12 protein-coding genes are annotated in these 13,322 nt (G+C 49.9%); 3 read left to right on the top strand and 9 right to left on the bottom strand.

The window, feature by feature from the left end:
* Positions 1 to 19: 19 nt before the first annotated feature.
* The 7 genes from CDA54_RS11210 to CDA54_RS11180 form a co-directional block, all read right to left on the bottom strand.
* Complete coding sequence (locus CDA54_RS11210) at positions 20 to 679, bottom strand: hypothetical protein (RefSeq protein ID WP_099035105.1); 660 nt, start codon at positions 677 to 679, stop codon at positions 20 to 22.
* 223 nt (positions 680 to 902) lie between these two features.
* Positions 903 to 1,865: a lipoyl synthase gene (lipA, locus tag CDA54_RS11205; protein ID WP_099035104.1), complete on the bottom strand. Its 963-nt coding sequence runs from the start codon at positions 1,863 to 1,865 to the stop codon at positions 903 to 905.
* Entirely contained in the window at positions 1,858 to 2,442 is a 585-nt protein-coding gene (gene lipB / locus CDA54_RS11200; RefSeq protein WP_229748139.1) for a lipoyl(octanoyl) transferase LipB, read from the bottom strand. Before lipB ends, lipA begins: the two co-directional genes overlap by 8 nt.
* A gap of 66 nt (positions 2,443 to 2,508) precedes the next feature.
* Positions 2,509 to 2,775: a DUF493 family protein YbeD gene (ybeD, locus tag CDA54_RS11195; protein ID WP_218962399.1), complete on the bottom strand. Its 267-nt coding sequence runs from the start codon at positions 2,773 to 2,775 to the stop codon at positions 2,509 to 2,511.
* 174 nt (positions 2,776 to 2,949) lie between these two features.
* Positions 2,950 to 4,560 carry an FMN-binding glutamate synthase family protein gene (locus CDA54_RS11190; protein ID WP_099035101.1) on the bottom strand — a complete coding sequence of 537 codons (1,611 nt, stop codon included), beginning with the start codon at positions 4,558 to 4,560 and terminating at the stop codon, positions 2,950 to 2,952.
* Between the two features lie 168 nt (positions 4,561 to 4,728).
* Entirely contained in the window at positions 4,729 to 6,402 is a 1,674-nt protein-coding gene (gene asnB, locus CDA54_RS11185) for an asparagine synthase B (protein WP_099035100.1), read from the bottom strand.
* 356 nt (positions 6,403 to 6,758) lie between these two features.
* On the bottom strand, positions 6,759 to 8,381 hold the full coding sequence (locus tag CDA54_RS11180; protein ID WP_099035167.1) for a M28 family metallopeptidase: 1,623 nt from the start codon (positions 8,379 to 8,381) through the stop codon (positions 6,759 to 6,761).
* Between the two features lie 148 nt (positions 8,382 to 8,529).
* Between CDA54_RS11180 and CDA54_RS11175 the strand changes: the two genes are divergently transcribed.
* Positions 8,530 to 9,384: a DUF3025 domain-containing protein gene (locus tag CDA54_RS11175; RefSeq protein ID WP_099035099.1), complete on the top strand. Its 855-nt coding sequence runs from the start codon at positions 8,530 to 8,532 to the stop codon at positions 9,382 to 9,384.
* On the opposite strand, the gene CDA54_RS11170 is transcribed toward CDA54_RS11175, so the two are convergent.
* Positions 9,385 to 10,089: a YIP1 family protein gene (locus CDA54_RS11170; RefSeq protein ID WP_099035098.1), complete on the bottom strand. Its 705-nt coding sequence runs from the start codon at positions 10,087 to 10,089 to the stop codon at positions 9,385 to 9,387.
* A 105-nt stretch (positions 10,090 to 10,194) separates the two neighbouring features.
* On the opposite strand from CDA54_RS11170, the gene CDA54_RS11165 reads away from it, so the two are divergent.
* Together CDA54_RS11165 and CDA54_RS11160 are read left to right on the top strand one after the other, a co-directional pair.
* A complete protein-coding gene (locus tag CDA54_RS11165) occupies positions 10,195 to 10,980 on the top strand; it encodes an ATP-binding cassette domain-containing protein (protein ID WP_099035097.1) in 786 nt (261 codons plus the stop codon).
* A 1-nt stretch (position 10,981) separates the two neighbouring features.
* Positions 10,982 to 12,175, top strand: coding sequence for an ABC transporter permease (locus CDA54_RS11160; RefSeq protein ID WP_099035096.1), 1,194 nt, complete (start codon positions 10,982 to 10,984; stop codon positions 12,173 to 12,175).
* A gap of 97 nt (positions 12,176 to 12,272) precedes the next feature.
* Here CDA54_RS11160 and CDA54_RS11155 read toward each other — a convergent pair whose 3' ends face one another.
* The gene (locus tag CDA54_RS11155; RefSeq protein WP_099035095.1) at positions 12,273 to 13,259 is read right to left on the bottom strand and encodes an ion transporter; all 987 of its coding nucleotides are present in this window, start codon (positions 13,257 to 13,259) and stop codon (positions 12,273 to 12,275) included.
* Positions 13,260 to 13,322 lie beyond the last annotated feature (63 nt).

Below are 13,322 nucleotides of genomic sequence, written 5' to 3'. Positions count from 1 at the left end.
TCTGCAATATTAGGGCTGACTAATGGGGAGGCTTTTTTTTAAAGGTTAATGGCATAGCCATTCCCTGCACAAAGGTGCCACGACAGCTATCATCCTGCCAGTTTCCTTTATAACTTGCGTTGATCATGGATGAGGCAAAGGTCAGATGCTCGTCAGTCAGTGAGAACTCGTCTACCGGTATCCCAAAGCTCTGTTGTTGCGGGCTATCCAGGGTGACGTGGTAGCCGTCGCTGATAACCGCAATATTCAGCACCAGGGGGAGTTCAGCATTCTTTGACACCTGCAAATCGCCGAACCACTGACGTTCATCAATCAGCCTGGCTTGCTGCTCCCGGGATAAACGGTGCAGGGTAATATCAAAGGCTTTTCGTTGCGTAAAGGTACCCGTCAGAGTGTTGTCTTCGAAGGTGCCGGTAAATGAGGCGTCAAGATCCTTAACTTTAAAGCTCAGTTGGTTATTTTTAAGGGTGAATTCGTCAACGGGCTTATCCGACATCCCCTGATTCGGACTGTTCACCACAACGGTAACATTGCTATCGGTTCTCCTGATACCAATGCCTAAAACAATAGCGCTTTGAGGCGTTAGCTCTAATAAACCCCGCCACTGTCCACTGACATCATTATCTGACTGTGCGGACTGACTGAACAATAACACTACGAACAGGACAAGAATTTTCATAAGCATCTCCCATAAAAACATTGTCAGTTTAATCTGATTGCCGCTTGGTTGCAGGGAATTATGATAAGTGGTTTTAGCAGATTATTGGCGGTATTAAATCAGGATAAATGGCTTGGGCAAGCAGTAACATTATTTAAAAATGTTCGGTTATCGGCTCAGCACAGTTTCGGTTTGCAGGATAAAAGCCCGGCAAAGGCCGGGCTCTTTGTTTTGGTTCTGTCGCTTATTTCACTTCATCACCGGCGGCCTGGCGGTCGGCGTGATAGCTGGAGCGAACCAGTGGGCCACAGGCGGCGTGGGTAAAGCCTAATTCGTAAGCACGGTCGCGCAGGGCATCAAACTCGCTGGGATGCACATAGCGTTTCACCGGAAAATGATGGCGGCTGGGTTGCAGATACTGGCCCAGCGTGAGCATGTCCACATCATGATCGCGCAGGTCTTTGAGTACGACTTCCATTTCCTGTTGATCTTCGCCCATACCCATCATCAGGCCAGATTTGGTCATGATATCCGGGTGCTGCTGCTTGAATTTTTGCAACAGTTCCAGCGACCATTTGTAGTTGGCGCCGGGGCGACATTCACGATACAGCCGTGGAATGGTTTCCAGGTTGTGGTTAAACACATCGGGAACGCCTTTTTTAAAGATCTCCAGGGCTCTGTCCATACGACCACGAAAATCCGGTACCAGTACCTCAATTTTAGTGGTAGGGCTGTGCTCGCGAATGGCATTAATGCAATCGACAAAGTGCTGGGCACCGCCGTCACGAAGGTCGTCGCGATCTACTGAGGTGATTACCACATATTTCAGCTCCATTTCAGCGATGGTTCTGGCCAGTTTCTCCGGCTCTTCGGCGCTTGGCGGCAATGGCTTACCATGGGCCACATCACAGAAGGGACAGCGGCGGGTACAGATATCACCAAGAATCATAAAGGTGGCGGTACCGTGGTTAAAGCACTCGGACAGGTTCGGGCAACTGGCTTCTTCACACACTGAAAACAGCCCGTTTTTTCGCAAGGTTTTTTTGATCTGATCTACGCGTTCAGTAGAGCGGGGCAGTTTAATCTTGATCCACTCAGGTTTACGCAGCATCTCTTCCCGTTCAGTGGGTACGATAGTGATGGGAATGTGTTTTACTTTGTCTTCATCGCGAAGTTTTACCCCCGCCTCAACCCTTGCTTTAGTCATCAAAACCTTCTCGATAATCTGTGTGTTCAATGCTTAACTGGCGGCAGAATGCCGTTGTAAGCAACTCACCTGCCTCCGCCAGATTGTCCGGCCCGCCCAGTGCCGCAGAGTGTACCATTTCAAGCCCTGCATAGCCGCATGGATTTATACGCTGAAACGGGGCCAGATCCATATTTACATTTAGTGCCAGTCCGTGGAATGAGCACCCTCTGCGGATGCGAAGCCCCACCGAACATATCTTTCTGCCCTCTACGTAGACTCCTGGAGCATCAGCTTTGGGGTAGGCATCAATGGCAAAGGGTTGGAGCATTTCAATAATGCTTTGTTCCAGCGCAGTGACCAGATTGCGCACTCCGAGCTTACGACGTTTCAGGTTCAGCATTACATATAGCATCTGCTGACCGGGACCGTGATAGGTCACCTGGCCGCCCCGATCGACTTTGACTACCGGGATATCGCCGGGTGCCAGTAAGTGTTCTTCTTTACCGGCCTGACCCTGGGTAAATACCGGATTGTGCTCCACCAGCCACAGCTCGTCGGCGGCCTCATCGGTGCGGTTGTCGGTGAAATCCTGCATGGCCTGCCAGATCGGCTGGTAATCCTGGCGCCCAAGCTGGCGAATAGTCAGAGGCTGCGACACGGCTTAAAGTACCACCCGCACCAGTTCCAGTTTGCCCAACTCAATGTAAATGGTTTCCATATGCTCTTTGCTGGTGACTTTCACATCGATGGATATCGAGTGATAGTTGCCTTTACTGCTGGGTCTGATGCTTGGGTTGTAATCGTCCGGTGCATGCTGTTGCAGACAGGAGACCACATGCTCAGGCAACTGCTCATGGGCAACACCCAGCACCTTAAATGTCTGGTAACAGGGGAAATCCAGCAACTCATCAAAACGAGTATCCATCAACAACTCCAATACAAATCAATATCAACGGTTAATTGGGGGTATAGCGGTCTTATTTCAACCGAAAAACAGGTTAGTGCACGACAACAGCGGCTTTCACATACCGGCAGATTATACCCTATGAGACAAGGTGCGCCCAGCCTGGGTGATTACCGGAATCATCCTGAGTGTACAGATTTAACAACTGTCACAGAGAAATTGTCTGGGGATAAAACTGTCCTCACTGGCTTCCTCCAGATACCGCTCAAACTGCTGCGGATAAGGTTTGGTTAATAAACTGCCGGGTTTAGGGGAGGGGTACAGTTGGTCAAACCGCAGCGCATGCTGATGATCGACGCGACGAAATACGTGGCTGCGCGTAATCAGACCGGGATTCGTCAGGCCACAGGATGACGCCATGTCAACCGCTGCGCGCAGGGTCTCTTTGTGATAACGGGCAACCCGATTGCCTTTGTCTGTGACATCCAAACCCCGTACCAGGCGTTTATCCTGGGTTGCGACACCAGTGGGGCAGCGGTTGGTGTTACAGACTAAGGACTGCACACAGCCCAGTGCCAGCATCATACCCCGGCCACTGTTGCAAAGATCGGCACCCAGGGCCATGGCGCGCATCATGTGAAAGGCTGAAAAGATTTTACCCGATGCAATAATGCGGATCTCCTGACGAATTCCAAAACCGGTCAGGCAATCATCCACAAAGGCGATGGCATCGCGCAAAGGCATACCTAAAGAGTTACTATATTCCAGTGGCGCTGCTCCGGTACCACCTTCGCCGCCATCGACAGTGATAAAATCCGGTTTGATAGCGGTTTTTATCATCGCTTTGCAGATAGCAATGAATTCACTCTGGCGGCCTACACAAAGTTTTATACCAACAGGTTTACCGCCACTAAGATCACGCAGTTGCTCGACAAACTCCAGCAGTTCAACCGGTGTGGAAAACGCGCTGTGGGCAGAGGGTGATATTACGTCCTGATGCGGCTCAACAAGACGGATGCGGGCAATCTCTGCGGTGTTTTTCCCGGCCGGAAGGATACCACCATGGCCGGGTTTTGCGCCCTGAGAAAGCTTAATTTCTATCATTTTCACCTGTTCTGCCCCGGCTTTTTTCTTAAAGCTGTCGGGATCAAAACTACCGTCAGTTTTTCTGCAACCGAAATATCCGGTACCAATTTGCCAGACCAGATCACCGCCATGTTGCAGATGATAGTCAGATATAGCCCCTTCTCCGGTGTTGTGACTGAATCCCCCCAGCTTTGCTCCCTTATTCAGGGCTAATACAGCGTTGTTGCTAAGAGCACCAAAGCTCATAGCAGAAATATTCAGTATGCTTGAACTGTAGGGGCGTTTACATTGCGCAGAGCCAATGACGACGCGTGGATTAGCGTCGAGTGTGGCAATATTTAATGCAGCAATGGAGTGACTGATCCATTCATACCCTTCTGTGTAGGTATCCAGTCGCGTTCCATAGGGCAGGGAGTCCATTACGCCCTTGGCACGCTGGTAAACGATAGAACGAAACATGCGGCTAATGGGCGTACCGTCAAGATCAGACTCAACCAGATACTGGCGCACAAAAGGACGCAGTGACTCCATGATCCATCGGCCGCGACCAATTAAGGGGAAATTACGCAAAAGGGTATGTCTGGGCTGATACATGTCATGCAGGCCCACTAGCAGCGTCAGAACCGGCAGCAGCAACAGCCACCACGTCCAGGGCCATAGCAACCCTGTAAGCCCCAGCAGAGAAAAAACACTGAGATGAATCGCAAAAAACGAGCTTTGCATAGGTCAGACTCCAGAAATTTCTATCAGCTTAATCGGGATCACAAGCGAAACCAAGTGCGGTAAAACGGGCACGTTGCCTGAAACGATAAGTTTTGTATTGGTGGGTAAAAAAGCAGGCAGAAAAACATCAGCCATAACCACTGCTATGGCTGATGGGGCTTCGGGGGGTTATTCGGCGCTGCTGGAGTGCACGCCTTTCATGGAACGCCCTGATGGGTCCGCCATGCTGGCAAAGCTTTCATCCCAGGCCAGTGCTTCAACTGTACTGCATGCAATAGACTTGCCGCCGGGTACGCAGTTAATCGCACTTTCTTGTGGGAAATGTTGTTCGAACAGCGTACGGAACAGGTAGCCTTCTTTGGTGTCTGGCGTATTCACCGGAAAGCGAAATTCAGCGGTCTGCAATTGCTGGTCGCTGACCTGTTCATTGGCATAATCCTTAATGGAATCTATCCATGAGTAGCCGACACCGTCACCAAACTGTTCTTTCTGGCGCCACAACACTTCGCCAGGCAAATACTCACCATTATCAAAGGCTTTGCGCAGTACCCACTTTTCCATTCGCCCATTGATGCACATTTTGTCTTCGGGATTCAGGCGCATGGCCACATCCATAAAGTCTTTATCGAGGAAAGGTACACGGGCTTCCACACCCCAGGCACAGGTGGATTTATTCGCCCGCAGGCAGTCGAACATATGTAAACGATCGAGTTTACGCACGGTTTCCTCGTGCAGCTCTTTGGCATTGGGGGCTTTGTGGAAATACAGATAACCACCGAAGATCTCGTCAGAGCCTTCGCCGGAAAGTACCATTTTTATACCCATGGCTTTGATTTTACGTGACATCAGATACATTGGGGTGGCAGCACGAATGGTGGTCACATCATAAGTTTCAAGGTTATAGATCACATCCTTGATGGCATCGAGCCCTTCCTGAATAGTGAAGTGGATCTCGTGATGTACGGTGCCGATCATGTCTGCCACCTTGCGGGCCGCGAGCAGGTCCGGTGCGCCTTCAAGGCCGACGGCAAACGAGTGCAGTCTTGGCCACCAGGCCTCGGATTGATCTTCATCTTCTACACGTTTGGCTGCGTATTTGGCGGCAATGGCAGATACCAGAGATGAATCCAGCCCACCTGAGAGCAATACCGCATAGGGCACATCTGACATCAGATGCGATTTCACCGCTTTTTCAAAGGCGTTTTTCAGGTCGTCGAGATTGGTGGGGTTGTCTTTGACGGCGTCATAGCTCATCCAGTCCCGTTCATAATATTTCTTCAGCTCGCCGGTCTTGCTCCATAAATAATGGCCTGGAGGGAACTCTTTGATGGTTTTACATACCGGCGACAGGGCTTTGAGTTCAGACGATACATAGAAATTGCCATGCTCGTCATAGCCGGTATACAAAGGAATAATACCTATATGGTCACGGGCAATCAGGTAAGCATCTTCAGCCTGATCGTAAAGCACAAAGGCGAACATCCCTTTAAGATCATCGATAAAATCTACGCCTTTTTGCTGATATAACGGCAGAATCACTTCGCAGTCAGAATGAGTTTTGAACTCATAAGGGGTTTGCAGGCCCTGCTCAAGTTGCTTGTGATTGTATATTTCACCGTTTACGGCCAGGATTTGATTATTATCATTACTTATCAGCGGTTGCGCACCATTGTCCAAATCGACGATGGCCAGACGCTCATGGCATAGAATAGTATTATTATTATTCCAGATGCCTGACCAGTCCGGGCCGCGATGGCGCAATAATTTGGACAGCTCCAAGGCTTTGGAGCGTAGCTCGGTGACATCCGTTTTGATGTCAAGAATACCGAATATACCGCACATAAATAAGGGTCTCTCCTGGCTGATTAAAATAGTCATATTGGCTGCTAAGCGCGCTTGTGCAGCCGGATATCGGAGGATATCTGTTTTGGGTGTGGGTTAATTAAACCCGGGAATTAGTTGCAAAATTGTGAAAAAACAGGTCTTTAGCAAAATAATTCCTCGAAAGGCGATTTTACGAAACATTCCTTCCTACCCAGACTCTGCCAGCCCTGTCAGAAAATGCAAGATGATTGTGTAATAAAGTTACCAATTAAGGAATAAGATAGTGAGGAGTGAGGGGACAGGAGAGAGGAGGAAAAGTGAGGAGAAAGGTGGTGAGGCTCCTTACACCTTACCCCTTACTCCTCACTGACAGATCAGCGCTGGAACTCGCTGGTGGCATACCAGTCTGGCCAGTCGTCGCTGTTGGCGATGTCGTAGCCTACTTCGAAGAACATACGGGTATCCTGCTGCACACCACGGAAATCCCAGTTTTCACGGAACTGGTCACACACCTGATGGTAACAGCCACGGGTAATTACCTGTGAACGCTTACGGTAACGGGCCGTATCTTCATCCCAGGCTTCTGTGCCGCCTTTGGCATAAAGCGCGGGTACGCCTTTTTTGGCCAGACTGAAATGATCGGAGCGATAGTAATAGCCTGCTTCAGGTCTGTCTTCACCCACAAGGTAACGGCCCTGGCGCTGAACGGCTTTTTGCAGATAGTCTTCCAGTTCTGACTTACCCTGGCCTACTACCGCTACATCTTTAGTACGGCCAAGGATATTCATGGCATCCATATTCAGATTAGCAACGGTTTTATTCAGCGGTACAACCGGGTGTTCGGCATAGTAGGCTGAACCCAGTAACCCCTGTTCTTCTGCGGTTACCGCCAGGAAGGTGAGAGAGCGCCCGGGTCGCTGGTTGAGGTTGGCGAACGCCTTGGCCATGGTCAGCAAGGCAGCTGTGCCGGTGGCATTGTCATGTGCGCCATTGTAAATATGATCGCCATCCAGACTGTCGTCTTTGCCAAGGTGATCCCAATGGGCGGTGTAAATAATATGCTCGTCAGGTCGTTCGCTACCGGGCAGAGTCGCTATCACATTCTGACTCTCTGAACGTTCCAGTGCGCTGTTCACTTCAACAGACACCTTCAGATTCAGAGGCTCGGCCATGGGGCCCTGCAGGGCTTTGGCTTTCATCTGTGCAAAATCTTTACCCGCTTCGGCAAATAGTTTTTGTGCTGCATCTAAGGTGATCCAGCCCTCAACGGCAACACGATCCGCATTGCCGTTGTCGGTTACCAATGAATATTGCGGGCCGCTCCAGCTGTTGGCCACTACTGACCAGCCATAAGAGGCCGGCGCGGTTTCATGTACAATGATCGCACCTTTTGCACCCTGACGGCTGGCTTCTTCATATTTGTATGACCAGCGGCCATAGTAGGTCATTGTGGTACCCTGAAACTTGCCGCTGTCGGGGTTTTCAAAACCTGGATCATTGACCAGAATGACTACCGTCTTGCCTTTGACGTCCAGTCCTTCGTAGTCGTTCCAGTCATATTCCGGTGCATTAACACCGTAGCCTACAAATACCAGTTCGGAGTCTTTCAGGGCAACCTGCTCCTGCTCACGACGGGTACCGGCGACCATACCTTCTTTATAATCCAGGCTCTGGCTACCGAGTTGCATGGTCATATTGGGATCGGCGGTGATCTCCAGCAATTTCACAGGCTGGAAGTAGCTGTCGCCATTACCCGGCTCAAGACCCAGACGTTTAAACTCCGTCACCAGATAATCAAGGGTTTTCTGTTCGCCTTCGGTGGTGGGCAGACGACCTTCAAATTCATCAGAAGACAGCACTTTGGTGTGCCGGGCCAGCTCTTTAGCTTTTATCTGATCATAGACCTGCTGAAAGTTGTCAGGCGGGGCTGTCGTATTGCTGCAACCCAATGCTGCCACCAGCGGAATGATTGCTGCGCCGAGCAGTTTTATTTTCATATTCTTTCCTCGTTGTAAGGTGATTGTCTGATGGTGCTGACTGGCATCCATTGTGACAATTAATTGCGCCTGTTGATATGGGGTTTATTGTTATAAACTCGCCGCCAGTATAGGAAAGTAAAGTACTAAAGACCAGACACACCGAGCTATGCAACCGTCAGATAAACCAGACAATAAGGCCAATCACCGTTCTGCCGCGCGGCGCTTCAGCGTCAATCTGCCACAGCAGTGGAAACGCAGTGCTTTTATTCGGGAACCATTGGCAAGACTGCACCAGTTGTTTTCAATCGCAGAACTCAGCCAATGGCCGGATTGTGACTGGCTGAATCAGCACAGCGGGCTGGAATATGAGTTTGTGGCGCAGAAGGAACTGGATATGGCAGGTCTGGGGTATGAAGAGTTTATTCACCGTTACCGTCAGATACCCACCCGCACACAAAACTGGCATGATTTGTTCAATGCTTTGATCTGGCGACAGTTTCCTCGCACTAAAGCGGCACTAAACCAGTTACATATGCAGGACATTTCCCGCGTTGGGGCAAAACAGCGCACACCAAAACGGGACAGGATCACGCACTTTGACGAATGTGGCGTGGTACTGGCTTATACTGCTGATAGCGGTATTCCAGAATTACTCAGAAGCCACCAGTGGCAACAGGCTATGCACGAGAACCGGCAAAGCTGGGGGGAATCGGTGCAGGCTTTTATTTTTGGCCATGCTAACGACGAAATGCTGTTGCATCCCTATATCGGTCTGACGGGTAAGTGGCTGGGCGTGGAGGTGACAGCGGATTTTTTTCATCCGCAGGCTTGTTTAACTCAACGTTTGCAGGTACTGGATTGTGCGCTGCACAAGAAATTACTCACAGAAGATTGCCTGGCAGTAAAAGGTAAACTATACCCTTTGCCCTTACTGGGGGTGCCCGGCTGGTGGCAACAAAACCAGCAGCCGGAGTTTTATCTGAATACGGCCTATTTTATGCCACTACCTTCAAAGAGGTAATTATACTGCTGCTGTAACCGCCCAGATCCCCCAAACCAGCAGATAGGGCAGAGCGGCGATTAACCAGGTGGTATTGGATTTAATCTGTGTCCACTGGCTGATACCCGCCGCAAGCAGATAAATAGACCAGAAGCTTTCCAGGCGAACACTTTGCAGCAGGCTGAACCAGTCAGAGCTCATCGGTAAATTCAGCCAGTAAGCCAGCGAAGTGACGTTTAGTGATTCGGGTGGCAACCGATCCGTGGAGCTCAGTGAGATCACCAGCAGGCTCAGAATGGCACCAATGATATTGGGCATGTTTACCCACCAGGTCATGCCATACCAGTCACCGTAGCTGTGTACCTGTTCAGGATCCATTTTTGTCATCATATTCAGATACAGTGCCATCAGCGCATTGACCATGATCATACCAATGGCGGCAAACATCAGCGTCAGCGTAATCATATTATCTCTGGTCATACCGCTTCGTGCGACGTCCTGCTCAGCAGGGCTGACATCGGCCATGGTCTGGTTGATGATCAGATCCTGATACCACTGGATATCCACACTGGAAAAATACGCATAAGCGGGCAATGTGCTGATAATTACCAACAGAGCAAAGGGGACCCAGGACCAGTTATTGGCTGTTGCCAGGCGGGCAAATACCGGATTAGGACGTATCAATACGTCCAGGCAGGCCTGCAATGGGTTAGTAATCTCGCGCATTTAAACTCCTTGTTTATGTAATTGGCACATTGTTACAAATTTTGTTTGAAAAAACCCGCATTTAGAAGTTAGTTTGGGCGAGAGAAACCAAGGGAAACAATAACAATGATAGAAATACACGGACTGGCAAAGAAATTTGCCGTGGCAAATCCAAAAAAACTCAGCGAGCAGGAGAAGCAGGACCCAAGACTAAAAGGGCGCTTTTTTCACTCTGTGGAAGATGTCAGTTTTAAATGTGATGCGGGGAAGGTGCTGGGCTTGCTCGGACCTAACGGTGCCGGTAAAACCACCACCTTAAGGATGCTGTCTACGGCGATTAAGCCCACGGCCGGAAGCCTGATGATAAAAGGTGTTGATGTTTTGGCCAACCCAATTGAGGCACGCCGCAAACTGGGCTTTTTATCTGGTTCAACGGGGCTCTACGGTCGTCTCAGCGGGCGCGAGAATATCACTTACTTCGGCCGGTTACATGGTGTCAGTGAGCAGGAGATACGCCAGCGTATCGATGATTTGGCCGATCTGCTGGATATGCACAGTTTTCTCGACCGGCGCTGCGAAGGATACTCAACTGGCATGAAGCAAAAGGTCTCTATTGCCAGGGCGGTTATCCATCAGCCCGAAGCGGTGATTCTGGATGAACCCACAACCGGGCTGGATATTATGGCGACCCAAACGGTGCTGAATTTTATCCGTGGCCTGAAAGAAAAGGGGATCCCGGTCATTTTTTCTACCCATCATCTGGATGAAGTGGATGAGCTTTGTGACAGCGTGACCGTTATAGACAAAGGGCGTAACCGCTTCAATGGTTCTCTTGATGAATTCAGGGGCTTGTCGAGTGGTTCAATGCACGAATCCTTTATGACAACCCTGACAGAACAAGGAGGACACTGATATGTGGTTAGTTTTCAGAAAAGAACTGATGGAATTACTGCGGGATCGTAAAACCCTGTTTTTTATGATAGCCCTGCCTATTGCCTTATTTCCACTGATCATTGGCGTAGTGGGCTTCTTTACCAGTAAAGCCATGGACGAAGCACAAACTAAAGTCCTTAAATACAGCATTGTCGGGGCCCAGTACGCGCCACAGATAACAGATGCGTTACGTCAAAGCGATGAATTCGATTTGGTTGAATCCGTTAGTGGTGATGATTTCGCTGCCGCCATCCGCGAGGAAACCCTGGATTTTGCCCTGCATATCCCCGCTAACTACGCCCAGCCTCTGCTCGAAGGGGGGCAGGCGAAAATCCAGTTAACCCTGAATGATGCCGGGCTGAATATGATTCAGCAACGGCTGAAAAAGATTATCGATGAGGAAATCGAACGTAAACGCAAGCAGGCCTTCTCCGAGCTGGAATTGTCGGACGACCAGCAAAGTGCGCTGCTCGAACCAGTGGTGATCGACAAACAGGATGTGGCTGATAAGCGCGAGAACTGGGGGGAGAAAGTCGGCGGCCTGGTACCCTATATCTTATTTATTCTGTGCCTGCAGGGGGCCATGTATCCGGCCACAGATATGGGCGCCGGAGAAAAAGAGCGCGGTACCCTGGAAACCTTGTTGATCTCGCCAATAGAACGGCATCATCTGGTACTGGGTAAGTTTCTGACCATTGCATTGGCGGGGGTGACCTCGGCGCTGATCACCGTTGCCAGTATGGCAATCTGGGGGCTGGTACTGGGGCAGGGCATGGCGATTACCTTTGTCAGCGATTTTATGGCGTCCATCGGCGCAATTGATTTTGTGTTAATGTTTTTGATGCTGATCCCTATCGCCGCGATTTTTGCCTCGCTGCTGCTGAGCCTTTCGGTGTATGCGCGCAGCTTCAAAGAAGCGCAGAGCTATATGGGCGCGGTGGTGTTTGTGGTGATCATGCCGATTATTCTGGCCACACTACCCGGTGTGGATCTCGATGGGGGCTGGGCCTGGGTGCCGATTACCAATGTGGCGCTGGCAATTAAAGAGCTGATCAAAGGCACCATGGATTACTACGCCCTGATTGCAATCTTTGCCTCGACGGTGGCCATCGCCGGTGCCTTTATCGCCTTTAGTATTTTCTGGTTTAACCGCGAGAAAGTGCTTTTCCGGTGAGGAGGGGACGAATGATGAGTGATAAGTGATGAGTTTGTGAAGTGCACCCAGACCAGGTCTGTAATTCAGCATTCATAATTCATCACTCATCATTAAACTAAAGCCTGGTTTTCCATCTCTGGTGGGAAACATGGCCTTTGAGTAATTCGATACATTCATCCACTACATTAAGCATTTCCTGATCCAGCTTATCTTCTTCACTGCTGCTGGCAATACTATGGCTGATCAGGCGGTCTATCTTTTCTGGGGTGACATCTGTCAGCAGGTTGATTACCGACTGGATAACAATATCGGTGACGGCGTTTTCGAGCATTTTTTCAATGCCGCTGCCTACTACCGGCACTAATTTCAGCGCGGAGACCTGAGAATTATTGCGCACGGCGCGGCCCACGCTTTGTCTGACATGCTCCCGCAAGGTACTGCCTGCCTGCATATCTTCTATGCTATGGCCCGAATGCACAGCCAGAGATGCCACCCAATTGCAGACAATGGGTTTGCGGGCGGCCAGCACCTCAGTGGTGATTTCTTCAAGCAGTGGTGAGCCTTGCCTGAGATCGTCCTGAGCATCACTGAGTACTTTGGCGACGATCCGGTCACTGAGTTCTTCCACAAACACATCATAATAAAAGGCGATAAAGCGATACGGAGCGCTTTGCCTGATATCGATAATTTTATATTTTTGCAGCCGGTAGATAATGGAGAACACACGTAAGAAGCGCAGAAAACGTGCGCCGCCTACCGGTATACAGCCGACTAAGTCATACCAGTGAATAAAGGGGTAGAAGTACCAGCGCAGATAGTCTTTGTTTTTTACTGCAACAAACCAGCGCAAGATGAATTCAGTCAAAAAGATGGCCACAAACACCAAATCGATAAGGATAAAGTTAGCGTGAATGGGCTTGTACCATTCCAGTAACGCAGGGGTTAACTGATTGAGACTCTGGCGAATCAGGTCTGTGGCATACAGTGAATCAAACAGGATCAGGGCAAGGTTGAGGATAAGCAGCCCCAGCATAAAAAAGTCCAGGGCAATCCAACTGCCCTGATGGCTTTCTTTTAAACGTTTGAGGCTGAAGTTAAGCATATATTGGTGAGGTGCGAGGCGTCAGGGGTGAAAAAATGATGAGTGATGAATGCTAAATGCTGA

The sequence above is a fragment of the Lacimicrobium alkaliphilum genome, from assembly GCF_002591895.1.
Taxonomy (GTDB): domain Bacteria; phylum Pseudomonadota; class Gammaproteobacteria; order Enterobacterales; family Alteromonadaceae; genus Lacimicrobium; species Lacimicrobium alkaliphilum.
This window is presented reverse-complemented; position numbering and strand designations above follow the sequence as displayed.

Coding starts and splice junctions, on each gene's coding strand:
- CDA54_RS11210 (WP_099035105.1), bottom strand. CDS start 679: ATGAAAATTCTTGTCCTGTTCGTAGTGTTATTGTTCAGTCAGTCCGCA.
- lipA (WP_099035104.1), bottom strand. CDS start 1,865: ATGACTAAAGCAAGGGTTGAGGCGGGGGTAAAACTTCGCGATGAAGAC.
- lipB (WP_229748139.1), bottom strand. CDS start 2,442: ATGCAGGATTTCACCGACAACCGCACCGATGAGGCCGCCGACGAGCTG.
- CDA54_RS11190 (WP_099035101.1), bottom strand. CDS start 4,560: ATGCAAAGCTCGTTTTTTGCGATTCATCTCAGTGTTTTTTCTCTGCTG.
- asnB (WP_099035100.1), bottom strand. CDS start 6,402: ATGTGCGGTATATTCGGTATTCTTGACATCAAAACGGATGTCACCGAG.
- CDA54_RS11180 (WP_099035167.1), bottom strand. CDS start 8,381: ATGAAAATAAAACTGCTCGGCGCAGCAATCATTCCGCTGGTGGCAGCA.
- CDA54_RS11175 (WP_099035099.1), top strand. CDS start 8,530: ATGCAACCGTCAGATAAACCAGACAATAAGGCCAATCACCGTTCTGCC.
- CDA54_RS11170 (WP_099035098.1), bottom strand. CDS start 10,089: ATGCGCGAGATTACTAACCCATTGCAGGCCTGCCTGGACGTATTGATA.
- CDA54_RS11165 (WP_099035097.1), top strand. CDS start 10,195: ATGATAGAAATACACGGACTGGCAAAGAAATTTGCCGTGGCAAATCCA.
- CDA54_RS11160 (WP_099035096.1), top strand. CDS start 10,982: ATGTGGTTAGTTTTCAGAAAAGAACTGATGGAATTACTGCGGGATCGT.
- CDA54_RS11155 (WP_099035095.1), bottom strand. CDS start 13,259: ATGCTTAACTTCAGCCTCAAACGTTTAAAAGAAAGCCATCAGGGCAGT.